This window comes from Thiomicrorhabdus sp. (assembly GCF_963662555.1).
GTDB lineage: Bacteria > Pseudomonadota > Gammaproteobacteria > Thiomicrospirales > Thiomicrospiraceae > Thiomicrorhabdus.
In genome coordinates this window covers 1,395,091-1,420,543 of the sequence record NZ_OY759719.1, presented here as the reverse complement: position 1 = coordinate 1,420,543, position 25,453 = coordinate 1,395,091, and the positions used below count along the sequence as shown (strand labels likewise).

Annotated in this window: 22 protein-coding genes; 8 read left to right on the top strand and 14 right to left on the bottom strand. The window is 38.2% G+C overall.

Annotation, left to right across the window (positions count from 1 at the left end; all coding sequences use genetic code 11):
• Positions 1 to 3: 3 nt before the first annotated feature.
• The 4 genes from ACORJQ_RS06180 to ACORJQ_RS06165 form a co-directional block, all read right to left on the bottom strand.
• The gene (locus tag ACORJQ_RS06180) at positions 4 to 1,008 is read right to left on the bottom strand and encodes an ABC transporter substrate-binding protein (RefSeq protein WP_321322886.1); all 1,005 of its coding nucleotides are present in this window, start codon (positions 1,006 to 1,008) and stop codon (positions 4 to 6) included.
• Between the two features lie 82 nt (positions 1,009 to 1,090).
• A complete protein-coding gene (puuE, locus tag ACORJQ_RS06175) occupies positions 1,091 to 2,020 on the bottom strand; it encodes an allantoinase PuuE (protein ID WP_321322884.1) in 930 nt (309 codons plus the stop codon).
• 15 nt (positions 2,021 to 2,035) lie between these two features.
• Entirely contained in the window at positions 2,036 to 3,232 is a 1,197-nt protein-coding gene (locus ACORJQ_RS06170) for a urate hydroxylase PuuD (protein WP_321322882.1), read from the bottom strand.
• Between the two features lie 50 nt (positions 3,233 to 3,282).
• A complete protein-coding gene (locus ACORJQ_RS06165) occupies positions 3,283 to 3,969 on the bottom strand; it encodes a GntR family transcriptional regulator (RefSeq protein WP_321322880.1) in 687 nt (228 codons plus the stop codon).
• 377 nt (positions 3,970 to 4,346) lie between these two features.
• Between ACORJQ_RS06165 and uraH the strand changes: the two genes are divergently transcribed.
• The 8 genes from uraH to ACORJQ_RS06125 are packed head-to-tail and all read left to right on the top strand — an operon-like array spanning position 4,347 to position 13,663.
• A complete protein-coding gene (gene uraH / locus ACORJQ_RS06160) occupies positions 4,347 to 4,700 on the top strand; it encodes a hydroxyisourate hydrolase (protein ID WP_321322878.1) in 354 nt (117 codons plus the stop codon).
• Between the two features lie 10 nt (positions 4,701 to 4,710).
• Positions 4,711 to 6,255 (top strand): xanthine dehydrogenase small subunit, encoded by a 1,545-nt coding sequence (gene xdhA, locus ACORJQ_RS06155; RefSeq protein WP_321322877.1) that lies wholly within the window; start codon positions 4,711 to 4,713, stop codon positions 6,253 to 6,255.
• A complete protein-coding gene (xdhB, locus tag ACORJQ_RS06150; RefSeq protein WP_321322875.1) occupies positions 6,248 to 8,605 on the top strand; it encodes a xanthine dehydrogenase molybdopterin binding subunit in 2,358 nt (785 codons plus the stop codon). Before xdhA ends, xdhB begins: the two co-directional genes overlap by 8 nt.
• Complete coding sequence (gene xdhC / locus ACORJQ_RS06145; RefSeq protein ID WP_321322872.1) at positions 8,598 to 9,608, top strand: xanthine dehydrogenase accessory protein XdhC; 1,011 nt, start codon at positions 8,598 to 8,600, stop codon at positions 9,606 to 9,608. Before xdhB ends, xdhC begins: the two co-directional genes overlap by 8 nt.
• Positions 9,601 to 10,089, top strand: a complete 489-nt coding sequence (locus ACORJQ_RS06140; protein WP_321322871.1) for a nucleoside deaminase — start codon at positions 9,601 to 9,603, stop codon at positions 10,087 to 10,089. The genes xdhC and ACORJQ_RS06140 overlap by 8 nt, the downstream gene beginning before the upstream one ends.
• 23 nt (positions 10,090 to 10,112) lie before the next feature.
• Positions 10,113 to 11,663: an ABC transporter ATP-binding protein gene (locus ACORJQ_RS06135; RefSeq protein WP_321322869.1), complete on the top strand. Its 1,551-nt coding sequence runs from the start codon at positions 10,113 to 10,115 to the stop codon at positions 11,661 to 11,663.
• On the top strand, positions 11,653 to 12,741 hold the full coding sequence (locus ACORJQ_RS06130; RefSeq protein WP_321322867.1) for an ABC transporter permease: 1,089 nt from the start codon (positions 11,653 to 11,655) through the stop codon (positions 12,739 to 12,741). The genes ACORJQ_RS06135 and ACORJQ_RS06130 overlap by 11 nt, the downstream gene beginning before the upstream one ends.
• Position 12,742: 1 nt before the next feature.
• A complete protein-coding gene (locus tag ACORJQ_RS06125) occupies positions 12,743 to 13,663 on the top strand; it encodes an ABC transporter permease (protein ID WP_321322865.1) in 921 nt (306 codons plus the stop codon).
• Positions 13,664 to 13,777: 114 nt separating this feature from the next.
• On the opposite strand, the gene ACORJQ_RS06120 is transcribed toward ACORJQ_RS06125, so the two are convergent.
• The 10 genes from ACORJQ_RS06120 to ACORJQ_RS06075 all read right to left on the bottom strand — a co-directional run bounded on the left by ACORJQ_RS06120 (position 13,778) and on the right by ACORJQ_RS06075 (position 25,431).
• Positions 13,778 to 14,782, bottom strand: coding sequence for an adenosine deaminase (locus ACORJQ_RS06120; protein ID WP_321322864.1), 1,005 nt, complete (start codon positions 14,780 to 14,782; stop codon positions 13,778 to 13,780).
• Between the two features lie 102 nt (positions 14,783 to 14,884).
• Positions 14,885 to 16,264 (bottom strand): uracil-xanthine permease family protein, encoded by a 1,380-nt coding sequence (locus ACORJQ_RS06115; protein ID WP_321322862.1) that lies wholly within the window; start codon positions 16,262 to 16,264, stop codon positions 14,885 to 14,887.
• Between the two features lie 219 nt (positions 16,265 to 16,483).
• The gene (locus ACORJQ_RS06110) at positions 16,484 to 17,572 is read right to left on the bottom strand and encodes a BMP family ABC transporter substrate-binding protein (protein ID WP_321322860.1); all 1,089 of its coding nucleotides are present in this window, start codon (positions 17,570 to 17,572) and stop codon (positions 16,484 to 16,486) included.
• Between the two features lie 28 nt (positions 17,573 to 17,600).
• On the bottom strand, positions 17,601 to 18,374 hold the full coding sequence (locus ACORJQ_RS06105) for a DUF5020 family protein (protein WP_321322858.1): 774 nt from the start codon (positions 18,372 to 18,374) through the stop codon (positions 17,601 to 17,603).
• A 248-nt stretch (positions 18,375 to 18,622) separates the two neighbouring features.
• Complete coding sequence (locus ACORJQ_RS06100) at positions 18,623 to 19,987, bottom strand: 8-oxoguanine deaminase (RefSeq protein ID WP_321322856.1); 1,365 nt, start codon at positions 19,985 to 19,987, stop codon at positions 18,623 to 18,625.
• 107 nt (positions 19,988 to 20,094) lie between these two features.
• Positions 20,095 to 20,619 carry a ribonuclease E activity regulator RraA gene (gene rraA, locus ACORJQ_RS06095; protein ID WP_321322854.1) on the bottom strand — a complete coding sequence of 175 codons (525 nt, stop codon included), beginning with the start codon at positions 20,617 to 20,619 and terminating at the stop codon, positions 20,095 to 20,097.
• 3 nt (positions 20,620 to 20,622) lie between these two features.
• Positions 20,623 to 21,870, bottom strand: coding sequence for an allantoate amidohydrolase (locus ACORJQ_RS06090; protein ID WP_321322853.1), 1,248 nt, complete (start codon positions 21,868 to 21,870; stop codon positions 20,623 to 20,625).
• A gap of 5 nt (positions 21,871 to 21,875) precedes the next feature.
• On the bottom strand, positions 21,876 to 23,114 hold the full coding sequence (locus tag ACORJQ_RS06085) for a (S)-ureidoglycine--glyoxylate transaminase (RefSeq protein ID WP_321322851.1): 1,239 nt from the start codon (positions 23,112 to 23,114) through the stop codon (positions 21,876 to 21,878).
• A 2-nt stretch (positions 23,115 to 23,116) separates the two neighbouring features.
• Positions 23,117 to 23,941 carry a sulfite exporter TauE/SafE family protein gene (locus ACORJQ_RS06080; RefSeq protein ID WP_321322849.1) on the bottom strand — a complete coding sequence of 275 codons (825 nt, stop codon included), beginning with the start codon at positions 23,939 to 23,941 and terminating at the stop codon, positions 23,117 to 23,119.
• Positions 23,942 to 24,252: 311 nt separating this feature from the next.
• Positions 24,253 to 25,431 (bottom strand): amidase, encoded by a 1,179-nt coding sequence (locus ACORJQ_RS06075; RefSeq protein ID WP_321322848.1) that lies wholly within the window; start codon positions 25,429 to 25,431, stop codon positions 24,253 to 24,255.
• Positions 25,432 to 25,453 lie beyond the last annotated feature (22 nt).

Sequence of the window (25,453 nt, the reverse complement as noted above, 5' to 3'; positions counted from 1 at the left end):
AGTCTAGAATTCTCTTTCTGATTTAGCCGGTAAAAATGCTTCTGTAAAAATAGCTTCTGCTGCTGGCTTATGTTTAAACGTATAACTGATTCCAATTTGATCAATAGACTCTGCTAAGCGAGCGTAATCTACCCCGCCAAAGCCCTCTGCTTTTACTTGATCGGTTACCACATTGCCATCAATACACATTTGTAAACGTTCTAATTCAACAGGTTCTTTCGCAATTTTGTTTTTTTCCATAACATATTTCACCGCTTCAGCTGGATGCTCAACGGTATACTTCCAACCTTTAATAGTCGCTCTTACAAAACCTTTAACGAGTTCTGGATTTTTTGCGGCGAATTCTGGATTTACAATAATTGTGTTGCCATAAAGTTTTAAGCCATAATCTGCCATTAACATGACATTGATGTCTTTAGGATCTAATCCAATTTTCTTAAGATTTAGGAATGAAGAAAATGAGAAGCCAGCGATTGCGTCAACACGTTTTTGAACCAACATAGATTCACGCACAGCAAAACTTACATTGTCAATTTCGACTTTAGAAGGATCTATACCTGTTACTTTAGTAAAAGCCTTCCACTGTGCATAGGCACCATCAGGTGCAGGAGCTCCTAAAATTTTGCCTTCCAAGTCCTTAGGCTTTGAAACACCTGTTTGCTTAGAGCCAATAATCGCAAAAGGCGGTTTGTTGTATACCATCAAAATACCTTTAAGCTTTGATTCTGGATTTTGATCTTTAAATTTAACTAGAGAGTTGGTGTCTGCAAAACCAAATTCATATGTTCCCGATGCCACCTTAGGAATAGCATCTAATGATCCTTTTCCGGAATCAATGGTTACATCAAGACCCTCTTCTTTATAAAAGCCTTTGTCTATTGCGACTAAATACGCGGCGGCGGGACCTTCAAACTTCCAGTCTAAAGTAAACTTAACTGGGGTAGCGGCTAATGCGGAAAAACTTGCTACAGAAGTTACAACGGCAGCAAAAAACATCTTCAATTTCATCGGAAACACTCCAAAATGGTATAAATTAAAATTAATAAATTGCTGACGCCGTTGCCAACATAAAATGATTGTTAAACTAGTTTTAAACTACTTTGCTAGGGTAATGATTGGTATGCCAATGCTTAGCAATGTCCTCTCTTGTACATACCCAAACATCTTGTTTAGATTCTACGTATTCAATAAACCGTTTTAATGAAGCGATACGTCCAGGCCGACCAATTAACCGGCAATGAAGCCCAACAGACATCATCTTGGGAGCAAACTCCCCTTCTTCATACAAAACATCAAAACTGTCTTTTAAATAATTAAAAAATTGATCACCTGAATTAAAACCTTGTGCAGATGCAAAACGCATATCGTTAACATCCAAGGTATATGGCACAATCAAATGAGGCTCTCCAGATTTAAGCCCTGTATTTTCGACCCAGTAAGGTAATTCATCTGCATAAGAATCCGCATCATAAAGAGGTGTAACCTCTTCCAAGATTAGTTTTCTGGTTCTATGGTTGTCTCGCCCGATATACCAACCACTCGGTGCCTTACCTGTAAGCTCAGTATGAATTTCCAATGCTTTTTGAATGTGTAAACGTTGGGTCTCATCAGTTACATCGCGATAATCTATCCATCGATAACCGTGTGAAGCAATTTCCCAATTAGCTTCTAACATTGCGGTAACAGCATCTGGGTTACGTTGCATTGCCATTGCAACTCCAAATACGGTTACGGGTAAGTTGTGTTGAGTAAATAACCTGTGTAATCGCCAAAAACCAACTCTAGAGCCATACTCATAAACCGATTCAATACTCATATGACGTTGATTAGGCCAATGAGAGGCACCGACTACTTCAGAAAGAAATGCTTCAGAGGTCTTATCGCCATGTAAAATGCAGTTTTCTCCACCTTCTTCATAATTAATAACAAACTGTAGAGCAATTCGAGCATTATTTGGCCAAGTTACCTTTGGTGGAGTTTGTCCATAACCAATTAAGTCTCTTTCGTATAGTTCTGACATTAATTACTCCAATCTCTATTGCGAAGTTTTGCTTTTAAACGTTTTGTACCAGTTGGCTAACAAAGTACGTTCTTCAGCAGTCATTTTTGTCAAATTACCGATAGGCATTGCATGAGTTGTTACCGTTTGGGCATACACGCTATCGGCCTCTTTTTCTAAATCACCTTTCGTCTCTAAAACAATCCCCTTTGGTGCAGTTTTGAAAGCCATATTGGTTGGTTTAGTTGCATGACAAGACATGCATCTCTGCTCAATAACAGGTGCAATCGTTGCATAATTAACTGTAGTAATTTGAGCAGAATTATCATTTGATTTAGGCATTGTTAAATAAGCTAAAGTAGCCATCAACAATGCCGCTAGAGGCAACATCCAAACTTTATTTTGACCACGGTTTTTTAAATTAAAGTAATGACGAACAAATACACCAATCAAAGCAATAGCGGCTAAAACCAACCAGCTATACTCACTACCAAAAGTGAGTGGGTAGTGACCACTTAACATGATGAATAAAACAGGAAGCGTGAAGTAATTATTGTGCAACGAACGTTGAAAACCACGTTTACCTACAATCGGGTCAGGGATTTCACCCTTTTTCATCGCTGCAACCATTTTCTTTTGAGATGGAATAATGCCAAAAAATACATTAGCCACCATAATGGTTCCGATAACAGCACCTACATGAATATAGGCTGCTTTGGCACTAATCAGATGGGTAAGAACATAAGCTAATAAGGTTAAGCTTAAAAATATAATCCAGAAAAACAACATGCCGTTTTCTGAAAGCTTGGTTTTACACAATTGATCGTAAATCAACCAACCAAACAACATTGATCCCAAACTAATCGCGATTGCTGTACCTGGAGAGATGTTAGAAACAGAAGCGTCAATAAGATAAATGCTTGGTGCAAGATAAAACACTAGGATCATCATTGCAAAACCTGTAATCCAAGTTAAATATGCTTCCCATTTAAACCAGTGGAGAATGTCTGGTAATTTTTCAGGTGCGTTTTCAAATTTTTCAACATGGTAAAAACCACCGCCATGAACGGCCCATAAGTCACCAGCAACACCTTTATTAAGGCCTGGTTTATTACGCTCTAAATTGCCCTCAAGCCAATTAAAGTAAAATGAGGCTCCAATCCAAGCAATACCAACAATCAAATGTATCCATTTGACATTTAAATTAATCCACTCTACAACTTGAGGATCCATTCCATTCTCCATACTAATTTAGAACGTCCATCCTCAAAAATAGGTTGGAATCAGCTCTCTTTTAACAATGCATATAAATCAGGTTCAATATTTTTTTCGTTGAGCTGCAAACCATGCTCAATATGTTCAATATGCTCAATCATCATTTTTTCGGCGACCAAAGGATCACCGTCTTTGAGTATGTTTACCAAAGTATTATGATCAATACATGCACAACCACCTGAACCGGGAAGGTTATACTGTGAAACAATCAATGATGTTCTTGCTATCAATTGTTTGGCAATTTCAGCTAGCGGTTCATTTTTAGCCGCATCTGCAATAAAAAAGTGAAATTCGGTTGATTTTCTAAGCCCTTTTGCCAAATTTCCCATTTCAAACATACGGTCTTCTTCTCTAACCATTGCACTTAGCATTTCAGCCTGATAATCGGTTAAATGTCCGCACAGTTTTTTGGCAAGAGCACCTTCAATGATTTTTCTTGCTTCAAAATACTGACTCACCTCTTCTGGTGCTGTTGAAACCACACTGGCACCAACATTTGGTTTGATCTCAACCACTCCCTCATGTGACAACCTCAGTAACACACGACGAATAATGGTTCTACTAACACCAAAAATATCTGCTAAAGGAACCTCCGTCAGACGTGAACCAGGTTGCAACTTTTGTTCTAGAATGACATCAAACAAGCGATCATAAATTACCTGTTCTTGATTCTTTGACCCTTTAGATTTATCCATTTAAAGGACTCCTTTCCTTGAAAAGATCAATATCAAGGCTTCTACTTCTTGATATAGATTGTATACAATTTAAAAAACAATAGTAAAGAGTTTTTTATAGTTTTTATTTTTAAACCGATTATTATGAGTTATATAAAAAACTAAAAACCACCCTAAAAACCATTACTTATGACTTGTTTGGCAGTAATAAATTAAAAATTTAATTTAATTTTATTTTAATCTTTTCTTGAATTTTATATTCACTTATTCTGCATTTATAACGATAAAGTCGATAAAATTTGTTCATATATTCGTAATAAAACCTAGAAACCAAAATCAACATTGTGTACAATATTTATAAACATTTAGAACAAAACCAACTTTAAGAGATCCTTACAATGAATGCACTAACCACACACATTCTTGATACTAGCTTGGGACGACCTGCTGGAGGCGTACAAATTAAGCTTTACTACTTGGAGGGCTCTCAGTATAAACTTGTTCGTGAAACTACCACTAATGACGATGGTCGCACAGACCTGCCTTTATTAAGTGAAAAAGAGATGAAGCTAGGCAGATATCAAATAGTGTTTGAAATGGCTAATTACTTCTTATCAACAAATCCAAGCCTCTCAGAACCGCTTTTTATATCTGACATACCTATTCAATTTAGCATTACCGATTTAAATTTCCACTACCATGTACCTTTACTAGCATCACCGTTTGCCTACAGCACTTATCGCGGCAGTTAAGGAGAAAACAATGAACTCTAATAACATTCAATTCTTGCTTAATAAACGTCCAGTCATTTTAACTAATTGCTCTCCAACCCTTACTTTGCTTAACTACCTGAGAAATGATGCTCGTTTAGTAGGCACAAAAGAAGGTTGTGCCGAGGGCGATTGTGGTGCTTGTACAGTGGTATTAGGTGAACTGATAAATGGAAAGCTAACTTATCGAGCAGTGAATGCTTGTATTTTATTTGTTTCAATGCTCGATGGTAAACAGGTGTTAACAGTCGAACATCTAAAAACACAAGATGGTGCTCTCCACCCTGTTCAACAAGAAATGGTTAACCATCATGCATCTCAATGTGGCTTTTGCACTCCTGGGATCGTGATGTCTGGGTTCGCACTTTATCAAAATACCCGGTTAAACAAAAAGGACATAACCACTGTTAATGAACAGGCCTGTGAAAATGAAACAGAGATTGATCAAATTAATGCTTTGAACAAAGCATATGCTGGAAATCTTTGTAGGTGCACAGGGTATGGGCCAATTATTGAATCCGGTAAAAATTTAATAAAAAAAGCCTTGGAAGACCAAAAGAACATTGAAGAAGAAAGTGCTGAAATAATCACGTTACTGAAAGCGATTCAACCAACTGAGACAAAGAAGTTTTCAATCGCAACTCAAACTTACATCCAACCCAGCAATATTACAGACCTGACGAATGCAATAGAATCAGAACCCGAAGCTCATATATTGGCTGGAGCAACTGATTTAGGTCTATGGGTAACCAAACAACGAAAAAAACTCGAAACTCTGATTTATTTGGGTCAAATCCCCGAACTAAAGCGTATTAAAGTGACCGATAAATATATTGAATTGGGAGCTTCCGTTACCTATTCCGAAGCCATGCCTATTTTAGCTGAGCATTTTCCAGAAATGGATGATTATCTAGAAAGACATAGTTCTACTCAGATTCGTAACTCTGGAACCATTGTTGGAAATATAGCTAATGGCTCTCCAATTGGTGACATGCCCCCGCCACTAATAGCACTTGGGGCAAGTATCGTTTTAAGTAGCATCAATGGTAGCCGAACTCTAGCTTTACAAGATTACTTTATAGCTTATGGACAACAAGACTGCAAACCGAATGAATTTATTGAATGTGTCCGCATCCCTTTAAATACAGAGGGCGTTTTTAAGGTATATAAAATATCAAAACGCTTTGAACAAGATATTTCATCAGTCAGTACTGGCTTTTATATTGAGCTAGTCAACAATAAGGTCAAGACTGTTCGCCTATGCTACGGGGGAATGGCTGGAACACCTTTAAGAGCCTCTAAGACGGAAGCCGCTCTAATTAATCAAGTCTGGTCAGAAGAAGTTATTGAACAAGCTTGTTTAAATTTATCAGAAGACTATCAACCTTTGGATGACTTTAGAGCATCAAGTCAATACAGAATGACCGTAGCTAAAAATCTACTCAGAAAATTTTTTATTGAAACTCAATCACCAGATGATTCCACCCCAAAAATTGCCATACAGGTTTTACACACCGGGGAGATAAAACATGCCTAATATTGACTCAAAAACAGAAAACTCACGCCTTCCTAAAAGAATTAACAGTGGTGTTAAAGCCGCTGTTAAACACGATAGTGCAAATAAACATGTAACTGGGGAAGCCTTATATATTGATGACCTTCCAGAACCAAGTGATTTACTGCATGTTTACATTGCTCAAAGCACCCAGGCCCATGCCAAAATAATAAATTTAGATGTTTCACCTGTAGAATTTTTTCCTGGTGTACACAAGGTAATTACCGCAAAAGATGTCACCGGAAAAAACGACTTCGCACCCGTGATAGATGGTGACCCTATCTTTGCAGATGGCTTAGTTGAATATGTGGGCCAATCTTTATTTGCTGTTGCTGCTGAGAGCATTGATATTGCAAGAGAAGCTGCTCAGTTAGCCATCATTGAATATGAAACGCTTCCTGCCATAACTACGGTTAAGCAAGCATTAGAACAAAACTCTTTTGTACTTGAGTCTAAAACCTTTTTACGTGGTGAACCAGCTGTTGTATTACCTACTACAGAAAATCGAATTCAAGGCGAAATTGAAATTGGAGGCCAAGATCACTTCTACTTGGAATCCAATGTTGCTCTTGCTATTCCTGGTGAAGATTATGATATTAAAGTGTACAGTTCAACACAGCATCCAAGTGAAGTTCAACATTGCTGTGCGAGAGCAATTGGCCTGCCTAATCATGCCATTCATGTTGAAGTCCGTCGAATGGGCGGTGGATTTGGAGGTAAAGAATCTCAACCAGCGTTGTTTGCGAGTATCGCTGCTTTAGTAACTCACCATACCAAACGCCCTGCAAAAGTCCGCTTGGATCGTGATGATGATATGACTATGACTGGTAAACGCCATGATTATGTTATTCAGTATGATGTAGGTTTTGATAATTCGGGACAAATTAAAGCCATTCAATTTGAAGCCGCTTCTCGCTGCGGAATGTCAGCTGATTTATCGGCATCTATTAATGATAGAACCATGTTTCACCTCGACAACGCTTACTTTTTAGAAAATGTTTCAATCATATCTCATCGTTGCAAAACTCATACCGTTTCAAATACCGCTTTTAGAGGATTTGGAGGCCCACAAGGGATGGTTGCTATTGAACGAGTAATGGATGAAATTGCTTGCCATTTGCAACAAGATCCCCTGTCTATTCGTAAACGAAACTATTACGGTATTAATGATCGCAACATTACCCCATATCATATGCCTGTTACAGACAATATCATCCACGACATTACCAAAGAGCTTGAGGCAACCTCAAACTATAAGGCACGTCGCAAAAACATCTCAGAATTTAACCAAACGAGCCCATACATTAAAAAAGGTATTGCTTTATCTCCAGTGAAATTTGGTATCTCTTTTACTGCAACACACTTAAACCAGGCTGGTTCACTGCTACATATTTATAATGATGGCTCTATTCACCTTAACCATGGTGGAACAGAAATGGGTCAAGGACTTTTTACTAAAGTGGCACAGATTGTCGCTGAAGAGTTTCAAGTTGAAATTGAGACCATTAAAATCACGGCAACAGACACTTCTAAAGTGCCTAACACCTCACCTACGGCGGCTTCAAGTGGTTGTGATCTTAACGGTAAAGCAGCCCAAAATGCTGCGATTATTATTAAACAACGTTTAATTGAATTCGCATCCAAACATTACACAACGGAACCAGAAAATATTACCTTTACCGCACAAGGTGTACAAATTGAAGACCAGTGCATTCCATTTAAGCAATTGATTATGCAAGCTTATCTAGCTCGTGTATCACTATCCACCACTGGTTTTTACAAAACACCCAAAATCTATTTTGACCAAACCATTGGGCAAGGTCACCCATTCTTCTATTTTGCTTACGGTGCTGCCGTTTCTGAGGTAACCGTTGATACTTTAACGGGAGAGTACAAAGTTGATCGTGTTGATATTGTGCATGATTGCGGTGACTCAATTAACCCTGCAATAGACACCGGTCAGATAGAAGGTGGATTTATTCAAGGAATGGGCTGGCTTACCACTGAAGAATTAGTGTACGACTCTGCCGGAAGATTAAAAACACACGCACCTTCCACTTATAAAATACCCTCATGCGGGGATCGCCCTAAAGAGATGAATATTCACCTCCGTTGTGACGCAAACAGAGAAGACACTGTATATCGTTCTAAAGCAGTAGGTGAACCACCTCTAATGCTTGGTATAAGCGTATTCAATGCTTTAACGGATGCGGTTGCAAGTGTTAATAATTACCAGGCCTGTCCAAAACTAGATGCTCCTGCCACACCCGAACGTGTACTTCTTGCGTGCGAAAACTTGCGAGAAATTGCAAAAGGAGCCAAAAGTGCCTAATTCTTTAAACTGGAAAGTCTTAGCTGATTATGCAAACTCCAAATCCCCGTTTGTCTTAATTACAGTTGGTAATGTAAAAGGGTCATCTCCCAGAGAAACCGGTGCCAAAATATTAGTCAATCATGAACACGTTATCGGCACAATTGGTGGGGGAAATCTTGAGTTCTTTGCTATCGCAAGAGCCAAAGATATGCTTACTCATGCAAATGATAATGAAATTAGCGAGCATAAAACACCATTAACCCCAAATTATGATCAATGTTGCGGCGGATTAGTACAACTAATATTTGAAAAAATTAACCCACAAACCTCAACTTGGTTGCCCGCTCTATTTGAAAACATTTCTAAAGATCAAACTGCCTGGTTAGTAACTGACACAATACAAAAAAAGCGGTTTATTAAAACTCAATTAAAAATTGAAAACTCATTAACTTTAAATAAAGCTTCATGGACAAACAAACAGAATCAACTCATTGAACCGTTGCAAAGCGATGAAATATCAGTTGTGATATTTGGTGCTGGTCATGTTGGAAAAGCCATTGTTAACCAGCTGCAATACTTAAATACCAATATAACGGTAGTTGATAGTCGCCCTGAACACATACCAAATTCAAGTCCCAAAAATGTCGAATTCATAGAGACTAATAATTGGAAAAGTTTACTTAAAACAATAAGTAAAGAGAGCTATTTTTTAGTAGTAACGCACAGCCATAAACTAGATTACGAAATAACCGAAGAAATTCTAAAACAAGGTGAATATCGTTATTTAGGATTAATTGGATCTAAAACTAAAAAAGTGCGGTTCCAGCGTAAATTACTAGCCAATGGCATTACACAATCTCAACTTAATACTCTTACTTGCCCAATTGGACTCCCAAGTATTCAGGGTAAAACGCCTGAAGTCATTGCTGCTTCAGTTGTTGCACAAATATTAGAAATAGATACTCAAACCATCCAATCTCATTTGATGTTGCCACCAACAAAAAGGATTCAACATGTGTAATTGTAATCATAACGGTCAACCGCATTTGATGCGTCACGCTATCAAACTCTCAAAGGAAAAAATGGAAGCCGGTTTTGGTGGCCCTTTTGGGGCTCTTATTACCAAAGATGGTGAAGTCGTTGCTGAAGGTTATAACAAAGTTACCTCAGAAAATGATCCAACCGCCCATGCAGAAGTAACAGCCATAAGAGAGGCCTGTAAAAAGCTAAATACCTTTGACTTAAGTGGCTGCGAAATTTATACCAGTTGTGAACCTTGCCCTATGTGTTTAAGTGCTATTTATTGGGCTCGTATTGAAACTATTTACTATGCAAACTCTCGTGAAGATGCAGCTGATATTGGGTTTGATGATGAAATGCTTTATAACGAAATTCCAAAACCCATTTTAGAGCGAAGTATTCCAACCTACCGATTTTTGGAAGAAGAGGCTATCAAGCCGTTCAATGATTGGAAACTCAAAACAGACAAAATTCATTACTAATAATTTTGCCAAGGAGAAATACCATGACCCAAGCTTCCCCGCCAAGACTCCAACTGGTAGAAATCACCAAAGAATTCCCAGGTTGTTTAGCCAATGACAAGGTTAATTTAACTATTGACCCTGGTGAAATACATGCATTACTAGGTGAAAATGGTGCTGGCAAAAGCACACTCGTTAAAATGATTTATGGCCTAATGAAAGCAGACAGCGGCACGATGCTTTGGGATGGTAAAAGCGTAAATATAGACAGCCCAAAAGAAGCAAGAGCTCTTGGGGTGGGCATGGTGTTTCAACACTTCTCATTATTTGACGCATTAAGTGTTTTAGAAAACATTGCCGTAGGTATAGATGGTGAATTTAATCTAAAGAAGCTTGAACAACGTATTATCCAAGTTTCTGAAGATTACGGTCTACACATTGATCCAAGAATGACAATTCATGACCTCTCTGTTGGTGAACGACAACGTGTTGAAATCATTCGTTGCTTACTCCAAGACCCCAAATTATTGATTATGGATGAACCTACATCCGTACTGACTCCTCAAGAAGTTGATAAACTTTTTGTTACCTTAAGACGTCTCTCCTCAGAAGGCGTTTCAATTCTCTACATAAGTCATAAACTTGATGAAATAAAAGCACTTTGCCATCGAGCAACAATTTTGAGAGGTGGTCGATATATTCAGGAGGTTGACCCAACGCAGGAAACCGCAAAAAGCATGGCTCAGCTTATGGTAGGTGAAAAAATAACCCCTCCTAAACGCGAATCTACAGCGGTTTATGGAAAAGAAGTTATTCGGGTACAAAACTTATCAATTAAATCAGATCAACCATTTGGAAATGATTTAAAAGACGTCAATTTTGTTATTCGTGAAGGTGAAATCCTTGGGATTGCTGGGATTGCGGGAAATGGTCAAACTGAACTTTTATCTGCGTTAAGTGGAGAAGCAAATACCGCGGTTGAAAGCATTATCATTCATGGACGACCAAGTGGTAACTTACCCTCAAACCAACGCAGAATGATTGGCATGGCCTATGTGCCTGAAGAACGTCTTGGACATGGTGCAGTTCCTAATGATGCTCTGCATGAAAACGCTTTTTTAAGTGGTTACCAGTCCCAGAGTTTACAAAAAAACGGATTCATTGATTTTTCAAAACGCGATGCCTATGCCCAAATGATATGTGACAAATACAATGTAAAACAATCAGGAATTCATTCCGCAGCTAAAAGCCTATCTGGAGGTAACTTACAAAAATTTATTGTAGGACGAGAAATCGAACAAGGCCCAAGCCTATTAATAGCTGCTCAACCCACTTGGGGGGTCGATGCAGGAGCAGCAGCTTCAATTCATCAATCAATTTTAAACTTGGCAGAAAAAGGTAGCAGCATACTGGTACTTTCCCAAGACTTAGATGAACTTTTTGAAATATGCGATTCTATTTGCGTGATTTATGAAGGAACCCTATCTAAGCCCTACCTAATCTCCGAAATTAGCCGTGAACAAATAGGATTATTAATGGGTGGAATTTCAACCCCTATGCCCAACTCTTCAGGAGTAGACCATCATGTTTCTTAGACTTGAATCAAGAAGTGCACCTTCTAAAAAAATGACCTATTTATCTCCCTTCATCGCGGTAATACTTACCATGATTTCAGGAATGATTATATTCGCCGCCATGGGAAAATCACCCGTTGAAGGTATTTACGTATTTTTTATAGAACCAGTAACGAGTATTTACGGTCTTGGAGAATTAGCCATTAAAGCTACTCCTCTGATATTGATTGCCCTAGGTCTCGCAATTGGCTTTAAGGCGAATATATGGAATATTGGTGCTGAAGGACAATTGGTAATGGGAGCCATAGTTGGCGGAGGTTTAGCACTATGGTTCTATGACACCGAGAGTGCTTGGTTACTCCCAATGATGATTATTTTTGGTGCTATTGGAGGCATGCTTTGGGCAGCTATCCCCGCTTTTTTAAAAACCAAATTTAACACCAATGAAATCCTTACAAGCCTAATGCTTAGTTATGTCGCAATTTTATTTTTAAATTTTATGGTCAATGGGCCTTATAGAGATCCATCAGGTTATAACTTTCCTGAGTCTCGGTTATTTACTGATTCAGCCTTATTACCCATATTAGTTGAAGGAACACGATTAAACCTAGGAAGTGTTATCACACTTGTACTTTTAATTGGTCTATGGATTATGCTTGCAAGAACCATTATTGGTTTTCAAATACGAGTGGTTGGACAAGCCCCTGAAGCAGCAAAATATGCAGGATTTAATCATAAAAAGATTATTTGGTTTTCGTTTTTATTAAGTGGAGCCATGGCAGGTATGGCAGGAATTATGGAAGTATCTGGTCCAATTGGTCAGCTGTTACCTACAATATCTCCTGGTTACGGTTTTACAGCCATCATTGTTGCCTTTTTAGGTCGCTTGCACCCTCTCGGAATTTTATTTGCCGGGCTAATTATGGCCATTTCTTATCTTGGCGGTGAATCCGCACAAATATCCTTAGGATTACCCGTAGCCTTAACTGGCGTTTTTCAGGGATTATTACTGTTTTTCTTACTCGCAGCTGACGTTTTAATCATGTACAAAATTCGCTTTGCTTTTAGTCATAATCCAGCCATAAAAGAAGGGGCATAATATGGATGCACAAATTACCTCTCTCATTATTGTTACCATTATTGGAGCAGCGACTCCCCTTTTACTTTCAGCCTTAGGTGAATTAATTGCAGAAAAATCTGGTGTTTTAAACTTAGGGTTAGAAGGGATGATGATCATAGGAGCTGTCATTGCTTTTATGACAGTTACCTCAACAGGTAGTGCAACATTGGCTATTATTGCGGCTATCTTGTCAGGCATGGCCATGGCTTTAATCTTTGGCTTTTTAACGCTCTCCTTACAATCAAACCAGGTTGCAACCGGTCTTGCGTTAACCATTTTTGGTTTAGGTTTAAGCTCGCTACTAGGTCGCAACTTAGTGGGTGTTGCCTACGAAGGGTTACCAAAGTTACATATAGATTTTTTATCTAACATTCCATTTTTTGGCAATGTATTATTTAGTCATGACATTCTTATCTACTTCTCTCTAATCATGGTTTATGTCACTTATTGGTTCTTAAATAAAACCCGATATGGCTTAATTTTAAGGGCCGTAGGTGAATCTCATGATGCGGCACACTCCATAGGTTATCCCGTTATTAAAATTCGTTACATGGCCGTTTTATATGGTGGAGCCATGAGCGGCTTAGCAGGAGCTTATCTATCACTGTCCTATTCACCGATGTGGGCTGATAATATGACCGCTGGTCGTGGTTGGATTGCGGTGGCCTTGGTGGTATTTGCAATGTGGATGCCATCACGAGTTTTGATGGGAGCTTACATGTTTGGTGGTATAACTATCTTACAACTTCATGGCCAAGGTATTGGAATCGCCATTCCATCTGAATTCCTTTCCATGTTGCCATATTTAGCAACTATCATTGTTTTAGTATTTATATCTAGACAGGCTCAAAATAGTTTTGCCCCAGCCAGTTTAGGTAAACCCTTCCATCCAACCCACTAATTAATTAACTGTAACAAACGTTTGGGACTTAGGAAGCAAAACAAAAAAAGTGCTCTATGTGGGGCACTTTTTTATTAAATTCAAATCACTATCAGACAAATCTATCAGCTACATTTAATGTGCTTCAGCGTAATCTTTTAACTTATTTAAATATGCTGCTTTAGCAGACTCATCTAAAAAGGTCGCATTAAAAGCATAGCCAGAAATCTTCACTATTTCATCCTTATTCAAATCAAAGGTTTCTTGCATGATCTGATAATTCTCATTTAAATATCCACCAAAATAGGCGGGATCGTCTGAATTAATAGTGACTTTTAAGCCCATATCAAACATCTTCTTTAAAGGATGATTTTTAGGGTCTGTCACAACCTGTAAACGAAAATTAGAAAGCGGACATAATGTTAAGGCAATCTCTCTATCTTTTAACTCTTCTAACAAAGAAGAATCTTGAATGGCATTATTCCCGTGATCAATTCTATCCACTCTAAGATACTCTAAAGCACCCGATACGTAACTTGAATCGCCCTCTTCACCAGCATGTGCTACTAAGTAAAAACCCTCTTCACGAGCTCTTCTATAAACATGTTTGAATTTCTCTGGTGGGTTGCCTTTTTCTGATGAATCTAAACCCATTCCAATTAAACGATCTTTGTATAAAATTGCCATATCTAATACGATTTCGGCGTCTTCTTCAGTTAAATGTCGCAAAATTGAAAATATAATTTTAGCTTCAACACCTAACTCTTCTTTTGCTTGAACTGTGGCTTGGTATATTCCATCTAAAACCGTTTCAAATGCAAGCCCGCGAGCCATATGTGCTTGAGGATCAAAAAACAATTCACAATAAACAATATTTTGCTCTGCACAACGCTTTAGATAAGCCCAGGTTAATTGATAAAAATCAGATCTGGTCTGTAACACCTGCATAGATTGGTAATACAAATCTAAAAAGGATTGTAGATTTTCAAATTGATAGGCAGCTTTAACTTCCTCTATATTTTTATAAGGTAACACCACATTATTTTTCATAGCTAACTCTAAAAGCATTTCTGGTTCTAAAGTTCCCTCTATATGTAAATGTAATTCTGCTTTAGGCATATTTTTTATAAAGTTTTTCATACCAATATTCTCTTTTTACAAGGTACAAAAAAGCAGCCGTAGCTGCCTTATTGAGATTACTAAAATTTTTAAACGAATACTTAATCCAAAAATGGATTAAAACTATTTTTCTTGAAACATTTCTTTTTCTGAAACTTGTTCTTCTGAGCTACTAGGTTCAGGCAAAATCACACTTAAAGTAATCGCAGTCAATCCACTCAAAGTAACCGCTGAACCTAAAATATTTTGTACAATTTTTGGCATCTCACCCAACACACCTGGATTCAATAAAACGCCTAAACCTGCACCAAATGACACCGCCATAATAAGAAGCTTTCTTCTGTCCAGGTTTTCAGAGGCCAAAATTTTAATACCTGCTGCGGCAACCGTTCCAAACAGAACCAAAGTGGCTCCACCTAGAACAGGTTTAGGAATTTGCTGTAATACACCTCCAATGATTGGAAATAGACCCAAAACTATTAAAATCGCAGCAATAAAATAGGCCACATAACGACTTGCCACACCAGTTAATTGAATCACACCGTTGTTTTGACTAAATGTTGTATTTGGAAAAGTATTAAACATTGCCGCTATCAGTGAATTAACTCCATCCGCTAATACGCCACCCTTAATTCTTGACTGGTATAAATCACCTTTAATAGGTTGCTTAGAAAAAATAGAATTTGCAGTCAGATCTCCAGATGTTTCAATTGCAGTAATCAAATAAATTAACGCAATGGGAATAAACGCATTCCAATCAAATGAAAATCCATATTTAAATGGAATTGGGATATTTATCATTGGCAGAGTTGCTAGACCTGCAAATGAAATTTTGCCTAAAAACCCAGCAATAATAAATCCAATGACTAAGCCTATAATGATTGATGAAAGACGGATTAATGCATTACTAGAGCGGTTTAAAACAATAATAATGGTAAGAACCGTTACACCTAAGATAAGATTTTCTGCACTACCAAAATCAGGTGCTTTAAAACCACCTGCTAAATCAGTAATTCCCACTTTAATAAGACTTACACCAATTGTGGTTATGACAATTCCAGTAACTAACGGTGTAATAATTCCTTTCAGTTTATGCAAAAACTGACTAAGAAAAATCTCTACAAAAGCACCCAAAAACGCGACACCAAAAATTAATGCCAAAATCTCATCTGGCCCACCACCATTAGCTTTTGCAATAAAACCAGCAGCAAGTATTGAACTTAAAAAAGCAAAACTGGTACCCTGCACACATAACATACCAGCCCCTACACCTGCTGGTCGCTTTGCCTGAATAAATGTCGCAACACCAGAAACAATTAAAGCCATGCTTATTAAATAAGAGATGTGTTCCCCCAACCCTAAAACACCTCCAATAACTAACGTTGGCGTAATAATTCCAACAAAACTAGCTAGAACATGTTGAATGGCTGCATAGGAGGCTTCTCTAAATGGAGGGCGGTCGTCTAGTGCGTAAATTAAATCACTTTCATTGGATGAGCTCATAATCTATTTCCCTTTGCTAAATATAAAAATAGAATAAAAAACCCATAAAACAGAATAATTTCTTTGCAAAATTTTAAGAGCACAATAGGTTATTGAGCCCCTCAATCAATGGGTTTTATATAGCCTCTAGTCTTAAGCTAAAAGCATAGAATAAGGTGGGTGGCTAGGCCACCCGGTTGAAGCAAGAGCTTCGGAGAGAAAATAAATATTATTTAAAACTTACTTTGGTAGTTTTCCGTCAACGCCTTCAACATACCAATTCATTCCAAGCAATTCTTTGTCTGGAATCACTTGTCCTTTTGCAACGACAAGTTTTCCAGACTGATCCTTGATTGGGCCTTGGAATGGGTTAACCGCTCCAGACTTGATATCTTCAATCGTTTTTTCAGCCATTGCCACGACATCTTTTGGTACAAAATCGGCAAATGGTGCAATACCAACCATTCCAGATTTAATTCCACCCCACGTATTGTCAGGTTCCCAAGTTCCGTTCATGGTCTCTTTGACTTTTTTAATGTAATAACCACTCCAGTCATCAATAATGGCACTGATTTGAGCTTTAGGAGCAAATGCTTTCATATCTGAAGCTTGACCAACTGCATAGACTCCACGCTGTTCAGCCACTTGTAATGGAGCTGGAGAGTCAGTATGTTGCATAATCACATCAACGCCTTGATCTATTAATGCTTTTGCTGCATCACCCTCTTTTCCTGGATCATACCAACTGTTTACCCATACCACTTTTACCGTTGCGTCAGGGTTAACCGATTTTAATCCTTGAACCGTTGCGTTAATCCCACGGATAACTTCAGGAATAGGAAATGAGGCGATATATCCAATGACATTAGATTTAGTCATTTTGCCAGCTACTTGGCCCATTACATATCGGCCTTCATAAAATCTTGCACTATAAACACCTACATTTTTAGCCATTTTGTAGCCAGTAGCATGTTCAAATTTCACGTTTGGAAATTGCTTAGCAACCTTTAAAGTTGGATTCATATAACCAAATGAAGTTGTAAAAATAATATTGTTACCTGTTGAAGCAAGCTTACGAATGACTCGCTCAGCATCAGCACCTTCAGGCACCATTTCAACATAGGTGGTTTTCACCTTATCACCTAAAGCTTTTTCTACTGCCAAACGCCCTTGGTTATGCTGGAAACTCCAACCGTGGTCACCAATAGGCCCGATATAAACAAAACCTGCTTTAACTTCTTTTTCTGCCAAAGCAGAAACCGAAGTTAATCCCATGGATGCCGCTAAGAAACCTAATGCGATTGGTTTTAAAAAGTGTCTTCTTTTCATGATTGTTCCTTTCGAATTGATTTCTAGATTAGAAAGTCCATTTAACAGTGGCTTGAGGAACACCCTCATCTATGCCTTTAGTACCATACTTATTCATCCAATAAGCGTACTCAATACCTGCTGAGATTTTCTTAGGAGAACCAAATAAAGCACCAATATCCATAGTCAATCGAGGTGACGCTATAATATTCTCTACTTTTCCAACTTCTTTTTCTGCTGTTGCATAGTCTAAGAAACCTTCAAATGTCCAACTTGTTGACCCTAAATTAAATGGAGCCATCCATACAAACGTCACTTGCTGACCACTACCCATTTTTCCAGGGTAAAACTCGCTAGTACTGGCTCTTTGATAAAAATTCACTTTAGCAACCGGCACACCAGGAATATCTAAATCAAAACCTATACCATATAATTGAGCGTTCGTTACTTGTCCAATCTCTAATGTACCTGTAAGAGAGACGTCTTTAACAAAACCAAAAGAAAGATCTTTACCTGTCATTTTTCCAAAAGATAAGCTAGGTGAAATTTCACCATAAAAATCACTTTTACTGGTATTTGCATTAGTAACATCAAAAAAGAAAAAGTTTGAACCATATTTCCAACCACTAACATGTTCAACGGTTACAACAGTACCATCAACTTCATTATTAGAAGGGACCTGCTTGTAACCTGAACCATTTAAGAGTAATAAATTCGTATTACTCCAATCTGCCGCTTGTGACATTGGTGACATTAGCATTGCACCCGCTAGAGCAATTCCCGAAAGCAATGATTTCTTTTTAAATGTAGTTGATATTGACATTGGTATCTTCCTTTTAGACTTACTTAAATAATAGTTATGTAAACAACATTGTACACAATTTAACTATTTATTTGTATGCAAGATAAATGCCAACAAAACATAAAAAATAAATTTAAAATAAATTCCTTTTATATCAACAACTTATTAAGCTTCCTTTTACACAGCTCTTATTACCCCTTCAATCTCCTACCCAAACACTACTTACAATACACCATAATGGTGCAAAAAAGGCACTAGGTTAAAGCGTCTTACTGAATACTTTGTGCACAATTTTGATGTTTGTGCATCATATTAACCAAATCAATACCAACAAGATTCCCATCTACCACACGCCATTGACCATTTATCATTAAACGATCAACTGTTTGAGCTCCACACAATATTAATGCTGCTAGAGGATCACCCGCTCCTGAAAACCGTAACTCATTCAATTTGAACATAGCCAAATCTGCCTGTTTTCCAACAGCAATTTCTCCAATATCATCACGCCCTAAACAGCCGGCAGAACCTTTAGTGGCCCATCTCAAAACATCTAAATGAGAAACTTCATCTGCCTGATAACGTAATCGTTGAATCAACAAGGCTTGGCGAACTTCTGAAATCATATTTGAACCATCATTGGAGGCAGAACCATCTACTCCAATACCAACAGAGCACCCTGCCTGCTCTAATTCAATGCCTCTACAGATGCCCGACGCTAAAACCATATTTGAAGATGGACAGTGACTTATACCCACACCTTTAGCACCAAGTCGTTGGACCTCTTTATCATCAAAATGAATACCATGTGCCAACCAAACTTTATTGTTAAGCCAATTTACTTTTTCTAAGTAATCTAAGGGTCTTAAACCAAACATTTTGATGCAAAAGTTATTTTCATCTTCAGTTTCAGCTAAATGGGTATGCATCATTACGCCATATTGTTGGGCTAAATTGGCCGTTTGTACCATTAAGTCTTCTGTTACCGAAAAGGGAGAACATGGTGCTAAAGCAATTCGCTCCATCGCCCCGGGTTGTGGATTGTGATAAGTTTTAATTAGGCGTTCACTATCTTCTAAAATGACTTGCTCTGTTTGCACCGTGTTTTGCGGTGGTAAGCCACCTTGCTCTTCTCCAAGGCTCATTGACCCTCGAGTTAAATGAACACGCATTCCAAGCTTTCTTGCTGCTTCTATTTGAATATCAATTGCGTTTTCTAGCCCATCGGTAAACACGTAATGATGATCTGAAGCGGTAGTACAGCCAGATAACATTAATTCAGCCATTGCCAAGGTAGATGAAACTTCCAATTGATCACTTTTAAGTCTAGACCAAACCGGATAAAGCGTTTTTAACCATGGAAATAGACGTTTATTTAATGCTGGTGGGTAAGCACGAGTGAGAGTTTGATAAAAATGATGGTGAACATTTACCAGGCCTGGTAAAACAACAGATTCAGATGCATCATAAACTTCTGTATACGCCGTTTTTGGCTGTGCACCTTTAGCAACTAGTTCAACAATGATATTGTTATCTATAACAATACCACCATGAGCGTCTAAATCATTAGCCGTATAGATTGAGAGAGGGTTTTTAATCCAAATTACTTTAGATGTTTGATGTTTTTCAGACAAAATCACATTCCTTAATTGAGTACACTTTATAAATCCATTGTACACAATCAAGAAAAAGATGGAACGTTTAAGCGATACGATTTAAGAAGAGAAATAATGAATCAGCGTTAATTTTTAGATATAAGACGGTGTTGTTGATTAAATATATCATCAAATTCAGTAAAAGTTTCTTGAGAGAGTAAAACGCCGTCTTCATCAGCATAAACATACATACCTGGTTCTATGTTTATTGACTGAAATGAAAGATTTACTGCTAATTTCGCTTCAGAAACCATAGTTCCTTTCATGGGACAACTACCTAATGCCCAAACAGCTAATGGTAAAGTTTTTATAATAGCAGTATCACGAATATACCCATTAATTACCATTCCATACCAGCCATTTTCAACTGCAATAACGGCCATCTTATCGCCCATAACCGCACTATAATCAGCACCTGCATCAACAAAAAGCACTCTACCTAAACCAGGTTGGCGAAGTACTTCCCAAAACATTGCATTATCTTGATAAATCTTTAACGTTTCTATCTGAGCTGCAACGGACTTACAGCCACCATAAGACTTGAACACAGGTGGAAAAACTTGAAGTTTTTCACGATACTGATCACAAATGTCTGGTGTACCTAATTGCATAACCTAAGCTCCTTTTCTACTAATTGAACTACTCAAGTGGTAACATTCAGCTAGCTTTTCTAAAGCAATCAAAGTGGTGTTTACTGCAATTTCTGCATCCTCTTCACTTACATATTCATCAGGGTGATGACTAATCCCCCCTTTACAACGAACAAATAACATGGCTATATCGGTAATTTCAGCAAAGGTCATTGCATCATGACCCGCTCCGCTAACTAAAGAACGTACATGTATTTTTTGTTGTGAGATTGCTTCCTCAAATAGGATTCTAAAATCAGGATGACATTGCCTAGCTGGTGCCCAATGGTAATCCTTCCAATATATTTCCACATCCCTTTGCATACTGATACTTTCAGAGGTATGGTAAATTAGGTTCATTACCTTCTCTTTTAAAGCATCATTATCACTACGAATATCTACAGTAAATTCTACCAGGCCTGGTATAACGTTAACGGCTCCTGGGTAAGTTTGTAAATGACCAACAGTGGCCACAAGCCCATGCTGTTGAGCACTTTTTTCTATCATTAAAATCACTTCAGCGGCTGCAGTAAGAGCGTCATGACGTAAGTTCATGGGAACCGTACCAGAATGACCTGCTTCACCTTCAATCGTGACTTTAAACCTTCTTGCTCCTGCAATCGCCGTTACTATCCCAACAGGCAATTCCTCAGCCTCAAGAACTGGGCCTTGCTCCATATGAACTTCCCAATAACCTAATAAGTTATCACCAACACGAGAAGCTTTAGCATATTCATCTCCAGGCAGACCATTCGCAATTAAAGCTTTCTCTAAAGTTTCGCCTGCAGCATTGGTTAGCTCTAAAGTATCATCACTCCATTGACCTACAATGGCACGACTTCCTAACATAGAGGCATCAAAACTCACACCTTCTTCATCACCAATACCAACCACTTCTATATGAAATGGCAATTCAATTCCTTTTTCTTGTATCCGCTCAATAACTTCTATGCCAACCATTACACCTAAAATACCGTCAAACATTCCTGCATTAGGAATGGTATCTAAGTGCGAACCAATAATGAGTGTTGGAGCAGTTTCATCTTTACAGGCAAAACAACCCCAGAGGTTTCCTACTGAATCAATCCAAGTTTTCATATTAGCTTGTTGCATCCACTTCTCAACCTGATTCAAACCAGCTCGATAAGAAGGACTCAAATAGAGTCTAGAAATACCTACTGGACTATCTGAAATTTTGGCTAATGTTTGGCAACGTTTAATGACATTTGACATCTGTATTAATCCGTTAACTCAGTTTCATAATGCAACATAGCTCTATCTATCGCTTCTCCAGCTGGTAACTTATGCCCCATTCTTCTTAAGACATTTTCTAATGCCGACAGTGTTACAAGCACACAATCTTTTCTGGCGTTGTATCCCATGGTACCAATACGCCATACCTTACCTTTTAGAGGTCCAAAAGAGGTGCCAATTTCGATACCAAAATCAAGTAGCATTGAGGTACGTACGGCTTCACCATCCACCGCTTCTGGAATAACAACCCCCACGATATTATTCATTTTATGGCTCTGATCACCATAAATTTCCAGGTTCATTCCTTCTAATCCAGAGCGAATAGCATCGCCATGTAATTTATGGCGAGCGATACACTCTTCTTGCCCTTCTTGAAGAACAATCCGAGCACATTCTCTAGATCCGTATAACATGGTTGAAGCTTCTGTATGATGGTTTAGGCGTTCTGCTCCCCAGTAATCTAAAATCATGGGTATATCAAAATAGTTAGAATGAATAATTTCTCCGCCACTATCTTTATGATGTTTATCACGAATACCCGCTTCTACATGACGACGTTTATTAACCTCTGCAACATAACGTTCACTTAATGAAATTGGTGAACTTCCTGATGGACCACCCAAACATTTCTGCAGTCCAACAGATACCGCATCAAGCCCCCAAGCATCGGTTTGAAAGTCATTACCACAAATAGAAGCCGTCGCATCTGAATAAAATAAAACATCATGACGCTGACATATCTCACCAATATGCTCAAGCGGTTGAAGCATAGTGGTAGAAGTATCTCCCTGCACTAAAGCTAATAATTTTGGTTGCACTTTTTTTATGGCTTCTTCTATTTGCTCAGGTTCAAAAACGGTTCCCCAAGGTGCCTCAATGATATGAACATCAGCACCACACCGTATAGCAATCTCTTTTAACAAATGACCAAATCGTCCAAAAATAGGCACCAAAACTTTATCGCCGGGAGTAATTACCGATACTAAAACGGCTTCAATTCCTGCTCTTGATGTACCGTCAATTAATAGAGTCGCTTCATTTTGAGTTTTAAAAATTTGTCTATAAAGTACCTGTGTTTCATTCATATAATCCGTCATCGCAGGATCATACTGCCCCACTAATTGTGCAGACATCGCTCTTAAAACACGTGGATCAACCGTAATAGGACCTGGCCCCATCAAAAGACGTGACGGTGGATTAATTTGATCAAAAATAGTTGCCATTTTTATACTCCTAAAGCTTGGGTAAACATACGAACACTGGTAATGAGTAACACAACAGCAAACACTTTTTTAAGGGTTACTGCATTTAATTTTTGGCCTAATTTCACCCCTATAGGGGCAAAAAGAATAGTCAAAGGAATAATTGCCAGTAGACTTGGTAGGTTGACTGCCCCATAGGTACCAATTGGGCTGTTTTCAGGTACTGAACCAAGAACAAGCATCAATCCAGCTCCAGGTAAGGCAATAATTAACCCAAACACAGCGGCTGTTCCAACTGCTCTATGAGTTACAAAGTTGAATTTTGATAAAACGGGTACTCCTAAAGTTCCGCCACCAATTCCAATCATAACGGATAAAAAACCTATCACACTGGCAACAGTTCTTTGCATAACCAGGCCTGGTAAATTAGTTACTGAAGCATTTTTACTAAACAGCATTCGCAAAGAAACAAATCCCGCAATAAGGGCAAACAACACAATAAAAACACTACTCTTATAAATAGAAATTAAATAACCACCTAACACAACGCCAAACAATAGCCAAAACCACCACTTTTGTATCAATGACCAATCCACATTACCTTTTGAGTTATGTGCTCGGATTGAACTGATTGAAGTAGGAATAATGGTTGCAAGCGATGTACCAGTCGCCAAACTCATTGCTTCAATATTCCCCATTCCAAGCCCCTGAAAAACAAAATAGAGAACAGGGACAATCACAATGCCTCCGCCAACGCCTAGCAAACCTGCTAATAAACCGCCCACAACACCAGTAGCCATAAGCGAGAGTAACAGTGGAAGATATTCCATCAAAAGATTACTTTCCATTATCAACCTCCAAACTAAGTAGGCTTTCGACTGTTATTTGCATAACATCCAATTCATAATTTTGTTGTGAAATAAAAGAATAAAAATCCATAAACTAAACCATCTTTCTTGTCATTATTTGTTAATTAATTGCATGTGTAATAAGCCCCATTAGGCTATCAGTTTCGATGTAAACCCAAGTACTAAAGCCAATTTGAAACATGTATTCATTTCCCACCATTACTAGTGAACGGTTCAGAAGAAACTCACTCTTAAATAGAGATGTCCATACACGTATTCTTCTAATTTATGTGCTGTTAATTTATGTGCTGTTAATTTATTAGAATTTTAGCTAAATCGATTAAGTCCAAATCTGAGTTTTTTGCACCTAGTAGAGACACACCCCAAGGAGCGTTTTGATCTTTTAAAATAGGTAAATGTAACTGTGGCCTTGACGATAAACCTGCTAAAGCAGTAAGCCCCATTAACTGAATACGATATTCATCCATAAATTGTCTACTAGAGTCCAATAGAGGTGCTGCACCAGGTGTAGTTGGCAAAAGCATCACGGTATTTTCATCGGTAAGAATAGAATCCAATTTTTGAATAACTTCCTGACGAACTTCTAACGCTTTATCTATATCTGAAAGGCTAATTGTCTTACACCATTCAAATCGAGCTTGAATATCTGGCGAAAAAACGGGCTGCTCTTTTTCAATCCATTCACCATGGGTTTGCCAAATCTCTTTCCCTTGCAAAACCCTAAAAGCTTCACTGGCTTTACTATAGAAAGCCCCATCTAGAATGACATTCTCAATAGAGTCAAATTTTGTTGCGTGCATATCAATCCAATGATCAATATCGCTATGCCATATAGTTTTACCGGCTATTTCAGGCTTTAAAACCATCATTTTTTTTGGCTGAGGCCTCTCACCCAAGATTGTATTTGGTAATAACACCTGTGCGACTTTTGCCAAAGTTTCAATATCTTTTGTTAACCAACCAACGGTATCAAAGGAAGGTGCCAATGGAACCATATTATCCATTTCAATCAGACCATGAGTTGGACGTAGACCAAACAGACCATTGTAACTAGCAGGCACTCTAATAGAGCCGCCAGTATCTGTACCAAGACCTATATCTGCAACACCAGAAGATACAGCAACGGCTGATCCACTGCTTGAACCACCTGGAATACGCAAAGGAGAGCTATGATTTAACGGCGTACCGTAATGTATATTTGTGCCATTTAAGCTGTAAGCCAATTCATCAGTAAGCGACTTACCTATTACTGTCGCCCCCGAAGCTAAAAGTTTCTCAACGGCTGATGCTGTTTGATTAGGAATTTCATGAGTATTTAACCAATCAGGGTTTCCTGCACCTGTTGCAGCCCCCTGAATATCAAACAAATCTTTTACAGCCACGTTTAAATCTGATAACAAACCTTTCTTTGAAGATTTATGTAGATTTAACTCCAACACAATACCTGTTTCTCGCATGTTCAGAGACAAAACAAATTCCTTTTATGTAAGC

Bases quoted from the DNA above. Each gene is read 5' to 3' on its own strand.
- ACORJQ_RS06165 (WP_321322880.1), bottom strand. From the start codon at position 3,969: ATGGATAAATCTAAAGGGTCAAAGAATCAAGAACAGGTAATTTATGAT.
- ACORJQ_RS06130 (WP_321322867.1), top strand. From the start codon at position 11,653: ATGTTTCTTAGACTTGAATCAAGAAGTGCACCTTCTAAAAAAATGACC.
- ACORJQ_RS06170 (WP_321322882.1), bottom strand. From the start codon at position 3,232: ATGGATCCTCAAGTTGTAGAGTGGATTAATTTAAATGTCAAATGGATA.
- uraH (WP_321322878.1), top strand. From the start codon at position 4,347: ATGAATGCACTAACCACACACATTCTTGATACTAGCTTGGGACGACCT.
- ACORJQ_RS06085 (WP_321322851.1), bottom strand. From the start codon at position 23,114: ATGGCAACTATTTTTGATCAAATTAATCCACCGTCACGTCTTTTGATG.
- ACORJQ_RS06125 (WP_321322865.1), top strand. From the start codon at position 12,743: ATGGATGCACAAATTACCTCTCTCATTATTGTTACCATTATTGGAGCA.
- ACORJQ_RS06105 (WP_321322858.1), bottom strand. From the start codon at position 18,374: ATGTCAATATCAACTACATTTAAAAAGAAATCATTGCTTTCGGGAATT.
- ACORJQ_RS06135 (WP_321322869.1), top strand. From the start codon at position 10,113: ATGACCCAAGCTTCCCCGCCAAGACTCCAACTGGTAGAAATCACCAAA.
- ACORJQ_RS06140 (WP_321322871.1), top strand. From the start codon at position 9,601: ATGTGTAATTGTAATCATAACGGTCAACCGCATTTGATGCGTCACGCT.
- xdhB (WP_321322875.1), top strand. From the start codon at position 6,248: ATGCCTAATATTGACTCAAAAACAGAAAACTCACGCCTTCCTAAAAGA.
- puuE (WP_321322884.1), bottom strand. From the start codon at position 2,020: ATGTCAGAACTATACGAAAGAGACTTAATTGGTTATGGACAAACTCCA.
- rraA (WP_321322854.1), bottom strand. From the start codon at position 20,619: ATGCAATTAGGTACACCAGACATTTGTGATCAGTATCGTGAAAAACTT.
- ACORJQ_RS06090 (WP_321322853.1), bottom strand. From the start codon at position 21,870: ATGTCAAATGTCATTAAACGTTGCCAAACATTAGCCAAAATTTCAGAT.
- ACORJQ_RS06120 (WP_321322864.1), bottom strand. From the start codon at position 14,782: ATGAAAAACTTTATAAAAAATATGCCTAAAGCAGAATTACATTTACAT.
- ACORJQ_RS06080 (WP_321322849.1), bottom strand. From the start codon at position 23,941: ATGGAAAGTAATCTTTTGATGGAATATCTTCCACTGTTACTCTCGCTT.
- ACORJQ_RS06110 (WP_321322860.1), bottom strand. From the start codon at position 17,572: ATGAAAAGAAGACACTTTTTAAAACCAATCGCATTAGGTTTCTTAGCG.
- ACORJQ_RS06180 (WP_321322886.1), bottom strand. From the start codon at position 1,008: ATGAAATTGAAGATGTTTTTTGCTGCCGTTGTAACTTCTGTAGCAAGT.
- ACORJQ_RS06115 (WP_321322862.1), bottom strand. From the start codon at position 16,264: ATGAGCTCATCCAATGAAAGTGATTTAATTTACGCACTAGACGACCGC.
- xdhA (WP_321322877.1), top strand. From the start codon at position 4,711: ATGAACTCTAATAACATTCAATTCTTGCTTAATAAACGTCCAGTCATT.